Origin of the sequence: Streptomyces sp. NPDC059499 (assembly GCF_042749285.1) — a bacterium.
Taxonomy (GTDB): Bacteria; Actinomycetota; Actinomycetes; order Streptomycetales; family Streptomycetaceae; genus Streptomyces.
In genome coordinates, this window is the sequence record NZ_JBHYTT010000014.1 from 165665 (window position 1) to 182805 (window position 17141).

At 72.4% G+C, this 17141-nt stretch carries 11 protein-coding genes and 1 pseudogene; 7 read left to right on the top strand and 5 right to left on the bottom strand.

Annotated features, from left to right (window positions below):
• Positions 1 to 108: 108 nt before the first annotated feature.
• Both katG and ACFW9O_RS28170 read right to left on the bottom strand, forming a co-directional pair.
• Entirely contained in the window at positions 109 to 2340 is a 2232-nt protein-coding gene (gene katG, locus ACFW9O_RS28165) for a catalase/peroxidase HPI (RefSeq protein ID WP_384613218.1), read from the bottom strand.
• A gap of 84 nt (positions 2341 to 2424) precedes the next feature.
• Positions 2425 to 2523, bottom strand: a pseudogene (locus tag ACFW9O_RS28170) (transcriptional repressor); the annotation flags it as partial.
• A gap of 214 nt (positions 2524 to 2737) precedes the next feature.
• Here ACFW9O_RS28170 and ACFW9O_RS28175 point away from each other — a divergent pair.
• Positions 2738 to 3157 carry a Fur family transcriptional regulator gene (locus ACFW9O_RS28175; RefSeq protein WP_384613219.1) on the top strand — a complete coding sequence of 140 codons (420 nt, stop codon included), beginning with the start codon at positions 2738 to 2740 and terminating at the stop codon, positions 3155 to 3157.
• 326 nt (positions 3158 to 3483) lie between these two features.
• The gene (locus ACFW9O_RS28180) at positions 3484 to 6861 is read left to right on the top strand and encodes a pyruvate carboxylase (RefSeq protein WP_384613220.1); all 3378 of its coding nucleotides are present in this window, start codon (positions 3484 to 3486) and stop codon (positions 6859 to 6861) included.
• A gap of 70 nt (positions 6862 to 6931) precedes the next feature.
• Here the strand turns inward: ACFW9O_RS28180 and ACFW9O_RS28185 are convergent, their stop codons facing one another.
• Complete coding sequence (locus ACFW9O_RS28185; protein ID WP_384613221.1) at positions 6932 to 7804, bottom strand: (2Fe-2S)-binding protein; 873 nt, start codon at positions 7802 to 7804, stop codon at positions 6932 to 6934.
• A 222-nt stretch (positions 7805 to 8026) separates the two neighbouring features.
• Here ACFW9O_RS28185 and ACFW9O_RS28190 point away from each other — a divergent pair, with 222 nt between their 5' ends.
• Genes ACFW9O_RS28190 through ACFW9O_RS28210 form a run of 5 tightly spaced genes read left to right on the top strand, consistent with a single transcriptional unit; the run spans position 8027 to position 14898 of the window.
• Complete coding sequence (locus ACFW9O_RS28190; protein WP_384613222.1) at positions 8027 to 9229, top strand: acetyl-CoA carboxylase biotin carboxylase subunit family protein; 1203 nt, start codon at positions 8027 to 8029, stop codon at positions 9227 to 9229.
• Positions 9226 to 11103: an IucA/IucC family protein gene (locus tag ACFW9O_RS28195; protein ID WP_384613223.1), complete on the top strand. Its 1878-nt coding sequence runs from the start codon at positions 9226 to 9228 to the stop codon at positions 11101 to 11103. Before ACFW9O_RS28190 ends, ACFW9O_RS28195 begins: the two co-directional genes overlap by 4 nt.
• 6 nt (positions 11104 to 11109) lie before the next feature.
• A complete protein-coding gene (locus ACFW9O_RS28200; RefSeq protein ID WP_384613224.1) occupies positions 11110 to 12858 on the top strand; it encodes an IucA/IucC family protein in 1749 nt (582 codons plus the stop codon).
• A 52-nt stretch (positions 12859 to 12910) separates the two neighbouring features.
• The gene (locus ACFW9O_RS28205) at positions 12911 to 14155 is read left to right on the top strand and encodes a type III PLP-dependent enzyme (protein WP_384613225.1); all 1245 of its coding nucleotides are present in this window, start codon (positions 12911 to 12913) and stop codon (positions 14153 to 14155) included.
• A gap of 29 nt (positions 14156 to 14184) precedes the next feature.
• Entirely contained in the window at positions 14185 to 14898 is a 714-nt protein-coding gene (locus tag ACFW9O_RS28210; protein WP_384613226.1) for a DUF2470 domain-containing protein, read from the top strand.
• A gap of 33 nt (positions 14899 to 14931) precedes the next feature.
• Here the strand turns inward: ACFW9O_RS28210 and ACFW9O_RS28215 are convergent, their stop codons facing one another.
• The gene (locus ACFW9O_RS28215) at positions 14932 to 16134 is read right to left on the bottom strand and encodes a cytochrome P450 (RefSeq protein ID WP_384613255.1); all 1203 of its coding nucleotides are present in this window, start codon (positions 16132 to 16134) and stop codon (positions 14932 to 14934) included.
• A gap of 112 nt (positions 16135 to 16246) precedes the next feature.
• A complete protein-coding gene (locus ACFW9O_RS28220; protein WP_384613227.1) occupies positions 16247 to 17086 on the bottom strand; it encodes a class I SAM-dependent methyltransferase in 840 nt (279 codons plus the stop codon).
• Positions 17087 to 17141 lie beyond the last annotated feature (55 nt).

Here is a 17141-nt window from a genome sequence, read left to right on the forward strand (position 1 = left end):
TCACTCGCTGCCCACCGGGATCGCCCCGCGCCGGAACCGCACCCGGGCATGCGAGCGGACGTACTGCCGGCCCGGGCCGGCCGGTGAAGGCCGGCCCGGACAGCAGGATCAGACGAGGTCGAACCGGTCGAGGTTCATGACCTTGTCCCACGCCGCGACGAAGTCCGTCACGAACTTCTCCTTCGCGTCGTCGCTCGCGTAGACCTCCGCGACGGCGCGCAGCTCGGAGTTCGATCCGAAGACGAGGTCGGCGCGGGTGCCGGTCCACTTGACCTCACCCGTGGCGGCGTCGCTGCCCTCGAAGGTGTTCGCGTCCCCGGACGTCGCCTTCCACGTCGTGCCCAGGTCGAGCAGGTTGACGAAGAAGTCGTTGGTCAGCGAACCCGGGGTCGCGGTCAGGACACCGAGCGAGGACTGCTGGTGGTTCGCACCCAGGACGCGGAGGCCACCGACGAGGACCGTCAGTTCGGGGGCGCTCAGGGTCAGCAGGTTCGCCCGGTCGAGCAGCAGGTACTCGGCCGGCAGGCGGTTGCCCTTGCCGAGGTAGTTGCGGAACCCGTCGGCGGTCGGCTCCAGCGCGGCGAAGGACTCCACGTCGGTCTGCTCCTGCGACGCGTCCACCCGCCCCGGTGTGAACGGGACCTCGACGTCGAAACCGGCGACCTTGGCCGCCTTCTCGACGCCCGCGGAGCCGGCGAGCACGATCAGGTCGGCGAGCGAGATCTGCGTGCCGTCGGTCCGGCCGGAGTTGAAGGACTCCTGGATCCCCTGCAGCGTGCGCAGCACCGTGGCCAGCCCGTCGGGCTCGTTGACCGCCCAGCCGCTCTGCGGCTGGAGGCGGATGCGCGCGCCGTTGGCACCGCCGCGCTTGTCGCTGCCGCGGAAGGACGAGGCCGAGGCCCACGCGGTGGAGACCAGCTCGGACACCGTCAGGTCCGAGGCGAGAACCAGGTCCTTGAGGGAAGCGATGCCCTCGGCGTCGACGGGCTGGTGCGTCACGGCGGGCAGCGGGTCCTGCCACACCAGCGTCTCCGCCGGAACCTCAGGGCCGAGGTAGCGCACGACGGGGCCCATGTCGCGATGGGTCAGCTTGAACCACGCGCGCGCGAAGGCGTCCGCGAACTCGGCGGGGTTCGCCAGGAAGCGCCGCGAAATCACCTCGTAGGCCGGGTCGAGGCGGAGCGAGAGGTCCGTCGTCAGCATCGTGGGAGCGTGGCTCTTCGACGGGTCGTGGGCGTCGGGGACCGTGCCGGCCCCGGCGCCGTCCTTCGGCCGCCACTGGTGCGCCCCCGCGGGGCTCTTGAACAGCTCCCACTCGTGCCCGAACAGGATCTCGAAGAAGCTGTTGTCCCACGTGGTCGGGGTGTTCGTCCAGATGCCCTCGAGGCCGCTGGTGATCGCGTCCCCGCCCTTGCCGGTGCCGAAGGAGTTGCTCCAGCCGAGGCCCTGCGCCTCGATCGGGGCGGCCTCGGGGTCGTCGCCGACGCTCTCCGCCGGGCCCGCGCCGTGGGTCTTGCCGAAGGTGTGGCCACCCGCGATCAGGGCGACCGTCTCCTCGTCGTTCATCGCCATGCGGCGGAACGTCTCACGGATGTCGCGGGCCGCGGCGATCGGGTCCGGGGTGCCGTTCGGGCCTTCGGGGTTGACGTAGATGAGGCCCATCTGGACCGCACCGAGGGGGTTCTCCAGCTCCCGGTCGCCCGTGTAGCGCTCGTCGTCGAGCCAGGTGGTCTCGGGACCCCAGTACACGTCCTCGTCGGGCTCCCAGACGTCCGCGCGGCCGCCGCCGAAGCCGAAGGTCTCGAAGCCCATCTGCTCCAGGGCGACGTTGCCGGTGAGGATCATGAGGTCGGCCCACGAGAGGCTCTGGCCGTACTTCTTCTTGACCGGCCACAGCAGGCGACGGGCCTTGTCGAGGTTCCCGTTGTCCGGCCAGCTGTTGAGGGGGGCGAAGCGCTGCTGCCCGGCGCCGGCGCCGCCGCGGCCGTCGCTGATCCGGTAGGTGCCCGCGCTGTGCCACGCCATCCGGATCATGAACGGGCCGTAGTTGCCGAAGTCGGCCGGCCACCAGTCCTGCGAGGTCGTCAGGACATCCGCGATGTCCTGCTTCACGGCCGGGAGGTCGAGGGTCTTGAACGCCTCGGCGTAGTCGAACTCCTCGCCGAGGGGATTGGCCACGGCGGGATTCTTGGCGAGGATCTTCAGATTGAGCCGCTCCGGCCACCACTGGCGGTTTCCGCCGCCCTGCGTCGGGTGCGGGGCGCGCCCGTGCGCGACGGGGCAGCCACCTCCGCCTTCTGCCTTCGCGTCGGTGACGATTGCGTCATGGTTCTCGGACATGGGAATCCTTCCGGACTGGGCGGATCGCATTGCTCAGGAACTACGGGCGGTGGAGCGGTCGGGGCACAGGATCTGAACGGGGATGCCCACGCGATCGCTCACCCCGGAGGCGATCGCCCCGGCAACTCCGAGGCGGTCACCCACCCGGAGGGTCTCGAGCGGCGTGACGCGGGCAGTTGTCATCCGCAGGACGGCATCGCGCAGGTCCCTGGTGATGGTCCCGTCACGTCGCTCTCCTGCCGTAATGGAGTCTTCCTGTCCCTTGGCTATCGCCGGAACTGATCCTACGATGGATAGAGTCCAGGTCAACAAGAACACCAGACTCGTACTCAATCGGAGGCCGGACACTCACCGGTGGACGTCGGGTATCCCGCCAAGGCTGAATAGGTGAACCGATATGAGTGACCTGCTGGAGCGACTGCGAGGACGTGGCTGGCGGATGACCTCGCAGCGGCGTGTCGTCGCGGAGGTGCTCGACGGCGACCACGTGCACCTCACCGCCGACGAGGTGCACGCGCGTGCGGTGCGGCTGTTGCCCGAGATCTCCCGAGCGACGGTGTACAACGCCCTGGGCGAGCTGGTCGCCCTGGGTGAGGTCATCGAGGTCTCCACCGACGGCCGTGCCAAGCGCTTCGACCCCAACGCGCACCGCCCGCACCAGCACCTGGTGTGCTCCAAATGCGGCACTGTCCGGGATGTTCACCCGACCGGCGATCCGCTGGCCGATCTCCCGGTCGACGAGCGGTTCGGCTTCACGGTGTCCGAGGCCGCGGTCACCTACCGTGGCCTGTGCCCGTCCTGCGTCCCGGTGTCCTGACCCGCAGGGGGCGGGCGCGGCCGCACCTCCCGGGCCCTGGAACGCAGTTCGGCCCTGACGGCGCATCGGCGTTCGCCCGCACCTCATGGGGGAGGGCCGCCGGCGGGCGCTGGTGGCCGGAGCCGCGTGAGACGCTCCCGGCCCCGGACACCGTGTCACCGGTCCCACGCCTGATTCCCTCGGCGTGACCTATCTCCCGCTGGTGGGAGATCGACGTCAACGCTACTGATCGGTACCGTCCACGGGGACAGCGGATGCCGATCCCGGCAGCCGGAATGACATCGCCACCTGGGGCCGCTGTGCCCGAAACACGACAGGGGACATTGATGTTCCGCAAGGTATTGGTCGCCAACCGGGGCGAGATCGCGATCCGCGCGTTCCGTGCGGCGTTCGAGCTCGGCATCTCCACCGTGGCCGTGTTCCCCCACGAGGACCGCAACTCGCTCCACCGCGCCAAAGCCGACGAGGCCTACCAGATCGGTGAAAAGGGCCATCCGGTGCGGGCCTACCTCTCGGTCGACGAGGTGATCAAGGCCGCGCGCAAGGCGGGTGCCGACGCGGTCTACCCCGGATACGGCTTCCTGTCGGAGAACCCCGATCTCGCCGCCGCGTGCGCCGAGGCCGGGATCGTTTTCGTGGGACCACCCGCTTCCGTACTGCACCTGACCGGCAACAAGTCCCGCGCGGTGGCGGCCGCCCGCGAGGCCGGGGTTCCCGTCCTGAAGTCGTCGGAGCCGTCGACCGACGTGGACACGCTGGTCGCCGCGTCCGACTCCATCGGGTTCCCGGTGTTCGTCAAGGCCGTCGCCGGCGGCGGCGGGCGGGGAATGCGGCGTGTCGCCGAGCCCGCCGAGCTGCGGGAGTCGATCGACGCGGCGATGCGCGAGGCGGAGTCGGCGTTCGGTGACGCCACCGTCTTCCTCGAGCAGGCCGTCATCAACCCGCGCCACATCGAGGTGCAGATCCTCGCCGACGCCCAGGGCAACGTCGTCCACCTGTACGAGCGGGACTGTTCGTTGCAGCGGCGCCACCAGAAGGTGGTCGAGATCGCGCCCGCGCCGAACCTCGACCCCGAGCTGCGCGCGCGCATCTGTGCCGATGCCGTGGCGTTCGCCAGGCACATCGGGTACGTCAACGCGGGCACCGTGGAGTTCCTGGTCGACGAGCGCGGCAACCACGTCTTCATCGAGATGAACCCCCGCATCCAGGTGGAGCACACGGTCACCGAGCAGGTCACCGGCCGGGACCTGGTGATCGGGCAGCTGCGGATCGCCGCGGGGATGTCACTTCCGGAACTGCGCCTGACGCAGGACGACATCGTGCTCAACGGCACCGCCATGCAGTGCCGTATCACCACCGAGGACCCCGCCAACGGCTTCCGTCCCGACACCGGCACCATCTCCGCGTACCGTTCCCCGGGCGGCCCCGGGGTGCGGCTCGACGGCGGCACCGTCCACACCGGTGCCGAAGTGTCCGCCCACTTCGACTCGATGCTCGTCAAACTGACCTGCCACGGCCACGATTTCGCCAACGCCGCCCGCCGCGCGCGGCGCGCGATCGCCGAGTTCCGTATCCGCGGAGTCGCCACCAACCTGCCCTTCCTGGGCGCCGTGCTCGACCATCCCGGCTTCCGCGAGGGCCGCATCACGACGAGCTTCATCGCCGACCACCCCGAACTGATCCGGGCGCGCCCCTCGGCGGACCGCGGAAGCCGCATGCTCACGTACCTCGCCGAGACGACCGTCAACCGTCCCCACGGCCCGCGTCCCCAGGTCATCGACCCGGCCCTCAAGCTCCCGTCCGTCTCCCCGGGCACACCGTTCCGCGACGGATCACGGCAGCGCCTCGCGGCACTCGGGCCGGAGGGGTTCGCGGCGGAGCTGCGGGCGCAGCGGGCCGTCGCGGTGACGGACACGACCTTCCGCGACGCCCACCAGTCCCTGCTGGCCACCCGGGTGAGGACGCGCGACCTGCTGGCCGTCGCCCCGCACGTCGCCCAGACCGCACCGGAGCTGCTGAGCCTGGAGTGCTGGGGCGGCGCCACCTATGACGTGGCCCTGCGCTTCCTCGCGGAGGATCCCTGGGAGCGGCTCGCGGCCCTGCGGGAGGCGGTGCCCAACATCTGTACGCAGATGCTGCTCCGCGGGCGCAATACCGTCGGCTACACGCCCTACCCCGTCGAGGTGACCGAAGCCTTCGTGGCCGAGGCGGCTGCGACCGGCATGGACATCTTCCGGATCTTCGACGCCCTCAACGACGTCTCGCAGATGCGTCCCGCCATCGACGCCGTACGGTCCACCGGCACCGCGCTCGCCGAGGTCGCCCTCTGCTACACCGCGGACCTGTCGAACCCGGCCGAGAAGCTGTACACGCTCGACTACTACCTTCGCCTCGCGGAGGAGATCGTCGAAGCGGGCGCGCACGTCCTGGCCATCAAGGACATGGCCGGCCTGCTGCGCCCGCCCGCCGCCCGCACCCTGGTGACCGCGCTGCGCGAGCGCTTCGACCTTCCGGTGCACCTGCACACCCACGACACCGCGGGCGGCCAGCTCGCCACGCTGATCGCCGCGATCGACGCGGGCGTGGACGCCGTCGACGCGGCCGTCGCCTCGATGGCGGGCACCACCAGCCAGCCGTCGCTGTCCGCGCTCGTCGCGGCCACCGACCACACCGAGCGCGCGACCGGGCTCTCGCTGGACGCGGTCGGCGGACTCGAGCCGTACTGGGAAGCCGTACGCAAGGTCTACGCGCCCTTCGAGTCGGGACTGGCCTCGCCCACCGGACGTGTCTACCACCACGAGATTCCCGGTGGGCAGCTGTCGAACTTGCGTCAGCAGGCCATCGCGCTCGGCCTCGGCGACCGCTTCGAGCTGATCGAGGACTGCTACGCGGCGGCCGACCGGATGCTGGGCCGGCTGGTCAAGGTGACCCCCTCGTCGAAGGTGGTGGGCGACCTCGCCCTGCACCTGGTCGGAGCCGGGGTCAGTGCGGCCGACTTCGAGTCCGACCCCGGCAAGTTCGACGTACCGGACTCGGTGGTCGGATTCCTGCGCGGAGAGCTGGGCGACCCGGCCGGCGGCTGGCCCGAGCCCTTCCGTACGCGCGCACTCCAGGGCCGCCCCGCGCGGTCCGAGGCCGCGACCCTGTCGGAGGAGGACCGCGAAGGACTCGGCCGGAACCGGAAGGCGACGCTGAACCGGCTGCTGTTCCCCGGCCCGACCAAGGAGTTCGACGCCCACCGCGAGGCCTACGGCGATACCTCCGTACTGCCCACGCAGGACTTCTTCTACGGTCTGGAGCCGGACACCGAGCACACGGTCACCCTGGGGGCCGGTGTCACGCTGCTGATCGAGCTGGAGGCGATCTCGGAGGCCGACGAACGCGGCTTCCGTACGGTGATGGCCACGCTCAACGGCCAGTTGCGACCGGTCGCGGTGCGGGACACGTCCGTCGCCACCGAGGTCAAGGCCGCGGAGAAGGCCGAGCGGGGCAACGACGGGCACGTCCCGGCGCCGTTCGCGGGCGTCGTGACGCTCCAGGTGGCGGAGGGTGATGCGGTGTCGGCGGGCCAGACGGTCGCCACCATCGAGGCGATGAAGATGGAGGCTTCCATCACCGCCCAGCGCGCGGGCACGGTCGCGCGGCTCGCGATCGGACGGATCCAGCAGGTCGAGGCGGGCGATCTGCTCATCGAGATCGGCTGACACCGGCCCTTTCATGACGGAAGGCCGGCCCGGGAGAGGTTCCCGGGCCGGCCTTCCGTCATGCGCCGTGTCACCCGGCGGCCGGGGCCTCTTCCGCCTCGATGCGGCGCAGCCGTTCGGCGTCGCAGGTGCGGGGGCAGGTGTCGCACGCCTCCGCGGGGCGGATCGTGTAGTAGAGGCAGCAGCCCGCCCGGTCCCGCGTCGGGTACGACCTGCCGTCCGCGCCCGTCAGGTCCCGGAAACCGGCGCCGGCCGGGAACGGTGAGACGGGCCCCGGCAGCAGCCGTCCGGCCGCGCCGACCGCCCGTTCCTCCTCGCCGAGCATGCGTCCCACGTACCAGATGCCCGACACGAGGTCGTCCTCGACCATGCCCCACAGCGCCCGGGGCCCGCGACGCACCCGGGGGCCCAGAGCCGCGCACAGGGGGCGCACCAGATCGGCGACCGCCGTCCGCAACGCGTCCCCGAGCGCCGCCTCGTCCGACACCCGGCGCACCCCTGGAAGCCCCTCGGCGGGGTCGCCCGGCAGACAGGCGAACGTACCGGGCACCACCTGGTACCGGTCCTCGCACCGGCCGATCCGTACATCCTCCGGCCGGGGCAGCGGAACCCGGCGGTCCAGGTACCAGGGCCCGCTGAGCAGCAGGCACAACGACCAGAGGCAGTCGTGCAACAGGCGGGAGGCCACGACGTCGGGGCGCGCCCGGTGGTCGTAGCGCTCCGTGATCCGGGCGGCCTCCGTCTCGAGGAAGGCGTCCAGCAGTCCGGGCCGGAGCGCCAGTTCGGCGACATCGACCCAGCTCTGCCCGGCCGGCGCACCCGGCCCCGCGACCTCCGCGTCCAGCCCCGGACAGAGAGCGGTGAGGCGGCGGTAGGTGGAGGCGAGGAGGGCGGAGGCGCTCTCGGCGGGCCGGAGGGGCGCCGGTGCCGGGGCGAGGATCACGGAAGTCTCCTAGAGGGGGTGCGCATACATGCGCAGGCGCGATCCACGGGAAGGGCGACAGCCCCGGCGGAGCGCGCGACTTAGGGGAGGCTCACCTTACTACCGATCAACCCACAGGTCGATGAACCCCCCGTGCGTGTCGATCAGTTGGTGAAAGTAGGTTTGCCTAACCTAAGCTCTCTTTCGTTTCTCGTCGTACCAGCGCGCCGGAAGTGACCGCCCATGCAGACGTACCTGCTTGCCCTCAATCCGACCGATTCGGTCATCAGCGGCTTCCTGCCGGCCGCCGGGCGGCTCGGCCTGTCCGTGACACTGCTGACCGACCAGCCGGAGGTGTACGGGCCACCCGGTGCCCTCGGGCCGGACGTGGAGGTCGCCGCCTGCGACGTCCGCGACCACCGCGCGGTGATCACCCACATCTCCCGGCACGGGCAGCCCGCCGCTGTCTTCACCAACAGTGACCACCTCCAGACCCAGGGCGCGCTCGCAGCCGAGTTCTTCGGCCTGCCCGGCAAGGACTGGCGGGCCGCGCTGCGCACGAAGGACAAGGCCCTGATGCGCCGCCATCTCGCCGCCGCCGGGGCCGAACCCGTCCGTTCCGTCGAGATCCTCCCCGGACAGTCGCCGGCCGCGTGCGTCGAGGCCGGGGGAGTGGTGTATCCCTGCGTCGTGAAACCGCGCGACGGCGTCGCCAGCGAGGATGTCGTACGCGTCGAGGACCCCGCCGAACTCCTACGACTGTGCGCGGAGATCCGTGCACGCCGGCCGGACGCCGCCCTGGTCGTCGAGGAGTTCCTGCCCGGCGAGCTCTACACCCTGGAGACCCTGGGCGACGGCCGACGCCTCCACGTCCTCGGCGGATTCCACACCCGGCTCTCGCCGCCGCCCCACTTCATCGAACAGCGGCTGACCTACGTCCCCGGCCACCCCGCCCCCGTACGCGAGCAGATCCTGGAACAGCTCGCGCTGCTCGGTGTGGGATTCGGCTCCTGTCACACGGAGTTCGTCGTCCACGAGGGCCGGGCGCGCATCATCGAGGTGAACTACCGGGCGATCGGCGACCACGGTGACCTGCTTCTCGCCGAACTGCTCGACATCCCGCTCTTCGACCACATTTTGGCCACCCATCTGGGCGAGGCCCTGCCGGAGAGCCTAGGTGCCCGCACGGGGCGGGCCGCCCGGATCGACTCCCCGTGCGCCGACCGGGCAGGGGTTCTCACCTCCGCGCCCGGCGCGGTCGACCGGGCGGAGGGAGGCGTGCGCCTGACCTACCGGCCCATGCGCCCGACCGGCGAGCGCCACCCGCTGCACCGCACCAACCGCGACTACCTCGGCATCCTGCGGACCGTCGGCCCCGACCAGGACTCCGTGGACCGCGCCGCCGACGCGTTCCTCGCCGCCCAGCGGTGGGAGATCACCCCGTGACCGCCGACCGGTCGCGTACCTCCGGCGAATCGGGGGCGGCCGCCCGGTACGGGGACGCGGAACCCCCTGCCGTCGCGCGCCCTGCCTCGGCAGCCCACCAGTTGCTGCGGGTTCTCGGTGCCCTGCTGCGCGAGGACGTGGCCGGGCTGCGCACCCGTTCCACCCTCCTCCACCGCACCGACGGTCCCTGGCTGCGGCTCGCCACCGGTCCCGGCAGCGCCCTGCTCCTCCCCGTGCGCGAGGACGGCTTCCAGGGGACCTGGGGCGCCCGGCTGCCCCTCCTGCGCCAGGAACCGGACGGCACCGACCTGGCCACCACCGACGAGGTGCTCGACGCTCTGGCCCGGCTCGCCGCGCCGGAGGACGCGCCCGGCTACGCGGCCTTCGCCGAGGAGTGCCGCAGTGACCTCGCGGCCCGCCGACTGCACGCCGCGACCCGGGCCCCGGTCCTCGCCCGGCTGACGGACCGCCACGGGCCCGATCCGGCCCACTGGCGCGGCCACACCGGAGCCCTCGCCCACGACACCCTCGCCGCCCGGACCGACCACCCCGTGCACCCCGTGTCCCGGGGCAGAAAGGGCCTGGGGGAACGGGAACTGCGCGCCTACGCACCCGAGTTCCACCCCCGCTTCGCGCTCCGCTGGCTGTCGTTGCCCGCCGGGCGGGTCACCGTGGCCCCCGGAACAGGGCCCGACGCGGCCCCGGCGCCGTACACCGCCTCCGAGACCGGAGGCGTACCCCTGCACGACGGCTGGCCCACACCCGCCGAACTGGGACTGCCCGCCGGCCACCACGAGGGGCACGTCCTGCTGCCCGTCCACCCCCTCACCGCCGCCGGCCGCCTGCGCGACGTCCTGGCCGTAACCGGTCTCGCCGGGCACGCGGTCCTCGCCGAGCGGCCCATGCTCGACGCCGTCCCGACCCTGTCCATGCGGACCGTCGCGCTCGCGGTCCTGCCCGACACCCACCTCAAACTCCCCCTTGCCACCGCCACCCTGGGGCTGCTCAACCGGCGTACCGTCACCCCTGGTTCACTGCGCGACGGTGCCGCCGGGCAGCGCCTGCTGGAGGGCGTGCTGCGCCGCGAACCCCGCTTCGCGGGGCGTGTCCTGCTCGCCGACGAGACCAACTACGCCCACGCCGGACACGAACTCCTCGCCGTACTCCGCCGTACCCAGCCGGCCGGGCTCGACGACGCCGCCGTCCTCCCGCTCGCCGCACTGCCGGCTCCCGCCCCCGACGGGCGCCCGGTCATCGAGCACCTGGCCGACCGTTTCCACGGTGGCGACCCGGTCGCCCTCGCCGACGCCGTACTGACCCTGCTGCTGGACTGGCAGACGACCCTCTTCGGCCACGGCATCGCCCTGGAGTCCCATCAGCAGAACGTCTCCCTCGTGCTCGGCGGGGGAACGGACGGGCCCCGGCTGCTCCTCAAGGACAACGACGGCCCGCGCGTCCACACCCGGCGGCTGGCCGAGGCATGGGGGTGCGCGGAGCCCACCGCCGACAGCCTCGGCTTCGCCGACGGGCGGATCTGCGGCACGGAGGACGCGCCGGTCGCCGACCTGTTCACCACGATCACCGTCCACCTCTGCGCGGGCTCCCTGGCCTTCGGTCTCGCCGCACACGGCACGGCGCCCCTCGACCGGCTGCTCGGGCTGATACGCGACCGGCTCGCGGAGGCGATCGACCGGACCGCCGTCACCATGCCCGGCGCCGCGGCCGTGCTGCGCGCCCGCGTCCTCGAAGCACCCGAGCTGCCCGTGAAGGCCATGGTGACGGCCGGCACCCTGCTCACCAAGGCCCGGTCCGGCGCCGCCGACATCAATAAGCACTACACCACCGGCCCCAACTACCTTTTGCGGAAGGCATGAACACCGATGCCCAGCACCACCACGCCCCGCACCCGGGCCCGCACACCGGTACGCCCGCCCACCGCCGACGAAGCGGTCGGCCACACCCTCCTCAACTGCCTGCTGCGTGAGGCGACCGCGCCGCGGGACCGCACCCTCGCGGACGACCGACTCGTCCTGCGCCTGCCACACCACGACACCCTTCTGCGGATCGGTGTACGCCGCGCTTCCCTCCTCGGCGCCCACCGCTTCACCGGCCCCGTGAGCATCCGGGAGGGCCGGCCGGGCGGCGCGTGGACGACGATCGGATGGCAGCGGCTCGCCGAACTGGTGCACGCCGAACTCTCCCTGCGCACCGGCACGGAGAACGACGAGTTCCTGGCCCAGGTGTCCGCCAGCCACCGCGTGGTCGCCGGCGCCCTCGCCCGCCGGGCCACCGCCTCCGCCCCCGGGGACGCAGCGGCCCGGCCGGATCCGCTCGCCGCCTACCTCGCCTCCGAGCAGTCGCTGCTTCTCGGCCACCGCTTCCACCCCACACCCAAGGCGCACGGCGGAGACCCCGACGCCTGGACCGCGTACGCCCCGGAGCAAGGCGCCAGCTTCCCGCTGCGGCTGCTCGCCGTCCGGGAGCGGTTCCTCGCCGAGGAGACCGCGGAGCCCGGGGGAGCGGCGGCCCTCGACCGGGCCGGAGAGGCACCGCCCGGGTACCGGCTGCTGCCCGCGCACCCCTGGCAGTTCCGACTGCTGGGCGGCCACCCCGCTCTCCTGGCCGCCCTCGCCCGGAAGGACGTACTCGACCTCGGTCCGGCAGGGGCACCCGTCACCCCCACCGCCTCCGTACGCACGGTCCACGACGGGCATGCCTTCCTGAAGTTCAGCCTGGACGTGCGCATCACCAACTGCCTGCGCAAGAACGCCTCGTACGAGCTCACCGGTGCCGTCGCCCTGACCCGGCTGCTGGCCCCCGTTCTCGCCGACCTCGCCCGCAGCCACCCCGCCGCCGCCGTGCTCCGCGAGCCCGCCTACCGCTCCCTCGCTCTCCCCGGGGCGGACGGCCGCCCCGACCGCACCCTGCTCGAAGGCTTCGGTGTGATCGTCCGGGAGGGCCTTGCCCGCCATACCCCGGCGGGCGCAACGCCTCTGCTGGCCGCGGCTGTTGCCGACGAGTACCCGCTCGGCCCCGGCCGGGTCTCCGCACTCCTGGCCGGCGCCGGACCCGACGAGGCCGCCGAGTGGTGGCGTCGCTACACCAACCTGCTCGTCCCGCCCGTCCTGACGGCGTACTTCCGCCACGGCGTGGTGCTCGAACCGCACCTCCAGAACGTCGTCGTCTGCGTCGGCCGCGACGGCTTTCCGGAGCGGGTCCTCTTCCGCGACCTCGAAGGAACCAAGCTCCTGCCCGAGCACCACGCCGCGGCGCTGCGCAGGCTTCCCCGCGAGGTCGCCGGCCCCCTCACCTACGACCGACGGCGCGGCTGGGACCGGGTCGTCTACTGCCTGTTCGTCAACCACCTCGCCGAACTCCTCGCCGCTGTCGCCGACCTGCACCCCGAGACCGAACCCGCCCTCTGGCGGCAGGTGCGCACCACACTGGAACAGAGTGCGGACTCCCTCGGCCGCCCGGCCCAGCTGAGGGCCCTCCTGGCCGGGGCACCGCTGCCCGCCAAGGCGAATCTGCTCACCCGCTGGCGCCGTTCGCCGGACCGCGACGCGGGGTACGTCCGCCTGCCGTCCCCGCTGGCCCCGCGACCTGCCGGCCGGCCGCACGCCCCCTGACCCCGTGCCCCTCCGGCCGACCAGCGGCCCGCCGACGACGAACGGATCACCGTTGCCCCCTTCTCTGCTCAACCCCGCCGTACGGGCCGAGGCCCGTGCTCTCGAACCCGGTGAACTGCCCTGCTACGTATATGACCTGACCGCCTTGGGCCTCCACGCGGCGGCTGTGCGCGCAGCCCTGCCGCGAACAGTGGAGCTGTACTACGCGGCGAAGGCCAACCCCGAACCGGAGGTCCTCGCCACCCTCGCCCCATGGACCGACGGCTTCGAGGTGTCCTCCGGCGGCGAACTCGCCCATGTCCGGACCGCCGTGCCGGGGCAGCCCCTCGCCTTCTCCGGCCCGGGCAAGACCCCCGACGAGCTTGCTGCCGCACTGGCCGCCGGGGTGGAGCGCGTGCATGCCGAAAGCCTCCACGAGGTGCGGATGCTCCGGGCCCTCGCCGCTCGCTCCCCCGTGCCGGGCCGCCCTCCCACCCGGGTGCTGCTCCGCATCAACCCGGCCGTGCCCGAGGGGACGCTGCGGGGCAGCGCACTCACGATGGGAGGCCGGCCCACGCCCTTCGGCATGGGGACCGAAGAGGCATCGGAAGCGCTGCGTCTGCTCACCGGCGACGACTGCCCCGGGCTCGAAGCGGCCGGATTCCACGCGCACCTGGCCAGCGGTCTGCCCGCCGACGCCCTGGTGCGAGTGGCCGGGGCGATCGTGGACGCGGCGTCCGGTGCGGCCCGCCACCACGGGACGGCCCTTCCGGAAGTCGTCGTGGGCGGCGGCATGGCCGTGGACTACAGGCGCCCCGCCGACCGCTTCGACTGGGCCGCCTACGGTGCGGGTCTGGACGCCCTGGCCCGGCGTCACCCCGGCGTGCGCCTGCGCGTCGAGCCCGGCCGTGCCCTGACCGCGTACTGCGGCTGGTACGTGACCGACGTACTGGACGTGAAACGCAGCCACGGGGAGGACGTGGCCGTGGTCCGCGGCGGCACCCATCACCTGCGGACGCCGGCCGCCAAGGGACACGACCAGCCGGCGGAGGTGGTGCCCGTCGAGCCGTGGCCCCACCCGTGGCCGCGCCCGGCGGCGGAGGGCGGCCGGGTGACGGTCGCCGGTCAGCTCTGCACGCCGAAGGACGTGCTCGCCCGGGAACTGGAGGCGGCCGGGCTCAGGGCGGGGGACCGGGTGGTCTTCGCGCTGGCAGGCGCGTACGCCTGGAACATCTCCCACCGCGACTTCCTGATGCACCCACCGCCGGGCTTCCGATTCATCGGCGGGTCGGGGACGCCGAGCCCCGGAGGATGCTAACTTAGGCAAGCCTAACCTAAGGAGACGATATGACGGTCGCCCCTGCTCGCACCGCCGAGCTGTCCCACGCGGAGCGGATCCGCTCCGTCATCGCCGCCGCGGGCTCGCTCAGCCTGACCACCGCCGGCGCGTCCTACGACCTCATCGCCATGCACACGGTCGAGAACGGGCGGTTCGTGCTCCGCGTGCCCGAAGACACGCCGCTCGCCGCCGAGATGGTGAGTGCTCCGCACGGCGCGCTGGGCGCGCTCGTGGAGTTCAGTGATGTCGCACCCGTCCGGGCACGGGACCGGATCCGTGCCCGGGTCACGCTGTCGGGCCGGCTGACGCAGTCAGGTCGCGGGCACGGGAACGTCCTGGTCCTGGGCCTGGACCCGGCGCGCGTCAGCATCCAGTGGCACGGCCGCGTCGAACACGTGGGCCTCGACGAGGTCTTCCGCGCTGAGCCGGACGCCCTCGCGCTTCAGGAGGCGGCCATGCTGGGCCATCTGGACGACGACCACCACGACGTGGTGGCCCGGCTCGCCCGCCTGGCCGCCCCCGAGGTGCGCCGGGGAGTGGTCGACGTCCGCCCGTACGCCATGGACCGGTACGGGTTCACCCTCCGCTACGAGTACGCCCAGGGCCACCGCGACGCCCGCCTCCTCTTCCCGGCCCCGGTGCGGGACGCCGCGGAGGTCGGGGGCCAGGTGGAGACCCTGCTCGCCCACGCCCGCCACTGTCGGGGTGCCTCCCACTCCTGATCAGCCGCCCATGACGCTCGTACGGCCCCGGCCTCAGCCGTGCAGCCGCACCGGCAGCGTCCGCACGCTGTTGCCCACGAAGGACGCGTGTCGCGGCAGTTCGGGCTCGGGGACGGCGAGATCGAGGTCGGGGAACCGTGTGAACAACTGCTCGAGCGCGACCGTGCTCTCCATCCGGGCCAGGGGTGCGCCCATGCAGTAGTGCGCGCCATGGCCCAGCGAGAGGTGCCGGGCCTCGCCGTCGCGGGTGACGTCGAAGCGCTCGGCGTCCGGCCCGTGGGCCTGCGTGTCGCGGCCCGCCGCGGAGTAGCCGGCCAGCACCGGCGTCCCCTCGGGGATCACGGTGCCGCCGAGCGACAGGTCGCGGGTCGGGTAGCGGAACGGGAAGTAGCTGACCGGACTGTCCCAGCGCAGCGTCTCCTCGACCACGTCCGACCACGTCGCCCGGCCCGCCCGGACCAGGGCGAGCTGATCCCGGTGGGTGCACAGGGCCCGTACGGCGTTGGTGATCAGATTGAGCGTCGTCTCGTGCCCGGCGATGATCATGAGCATCAGGGTGCCGATCAGCTCGAGCGGGCCGAGCCGGTCGCCGTCCTCCTCGCGGGCCGCGATCAGCGCGCTGGTGAGATCGTCCCCCGGATCCTCCGTCCGGGCGGCGGCCACCGCTGCCAGCACCTCGACCATCTCCCGGTTGGCCGCTATCGCCTGCGCGGGGCCGATGTCCGTGGCGACCACCTGGTTGGACAGGTGGTGCAGCCGGTCATGGTGTCCGGCGTCCACGCCCAGCAGTTCACAGATGACACCCATCGGCAACGGCAACGCGAAGTGCGTGCGCAGATCGGCGACACCGTCACCGGCGGCCGCCCCTTCGAGGTCGTCCAGGAGAGAAGCCGTCAACTCCATGACGCGCGGGCGCATTTCCTCGACACGGCGGGTGGTGAACGCCTTGCTCACCAGAGACCTGAGGCGCCGGTGATCGGCGCCGTCGGCGGTGGTCATCCCCTGCACCGTGGCGAACGTCTTCAGCGGCCAGCCGTCGGCGATCTCACCTGCTCGGAGGGCGGCGAAGTGCTGGGCGTTCTTGGCGACATCGGGGTGCGACAGGAACTCCTTGAGCGCGTCGTGCCCGAGCACCGCCATGCCCTCCACCTCGCCGGGGAGGATCACCGGAGTGACGGGACCCCGGGCCAGGAGCCGGGCGTTGGCCGCGTGCGGGCAGCCGCCCGCCGGGTCCATACGGTGCGGCTGGTCCACCGCGGAGTTCACCGGTGACGTGTTCAACAGGGCTCTCCAGACTGAAGTGAGTGGGTTCGGGGCACGCCGCGGTGCGGCGCGTGGTGTCTGGGCGTCATCGTCTGTGCGAGACCCCCAACTCGATGAGGTAACGCTTCGTCACCCGGCCTTCGTACCGCCCCTCGATCAGGCCCGCGACGCACCCGAGCAGTCCGCTCCTGGCCGCTTCCGGAAGATCCCGGTGGCCGGAGTAGGTCCGCAACAGTTCCAGATACTCCGACGTGGTGTAGGTGAGGTCCTGCTCGTAGCGGCGGAAGGCCGTGGGGTCGAACCGGCCGCTTCGCTCCACCTCTCCCGCATGGTCCGCCCCGTCGATGCCGGCGGCCGCGGGAAGCCTCAGGCCGGGCGGCGTCCGGGGGTCGAAGCGCTCGTAGCAGCGTTGGACCTCGACGAAGAAGTCCTCGGTGCCGCCCCGTACATGCTGGGTGCGCACCACGGCGAGTGCGCCGCCCGGACGCAGCGCGTCGGCGGCCTTGGTCACCCGTACCGCGGGGTCGATCCAGTGGAACGCCGTCGCCGAGACGACCGCGTCGAACGGCTCCCGCGGCAGCGGCCAGCTCTCGAACCGAGCCGTCACCACCTCCACCGAAGCGGCCCCGGCCAGGTTCCGGCGCGCGACCGCGGCCATGCGCGCGCCCGCCTCGACCGCCGTGATCCGACAGCCCCGCCCGGCCAGTGGCACCGTCGCCTGGCCGGTCCCGCAGCCTACCTCCAGTACGCGGCTGCCGGGTCGGGCACCCGCGAGTTCCGCGAGGCCGTCGTACAGCTCCGGCGGATATCCGGGCCTGGCCCGGTCGTACAGTTCCGCGTCCTCGTCGAAGATCCCGCCCAGGTGCACCCGCCGCGACTCCTCGGGCCTGTCGTCGCGTTGAGGGCGGTCGGTGTCGTCGGGCATGTGAGCAGGCTAGCGATGTCGGCCCGCTCCCGAGGGGCACCCGATGAACGGGTGG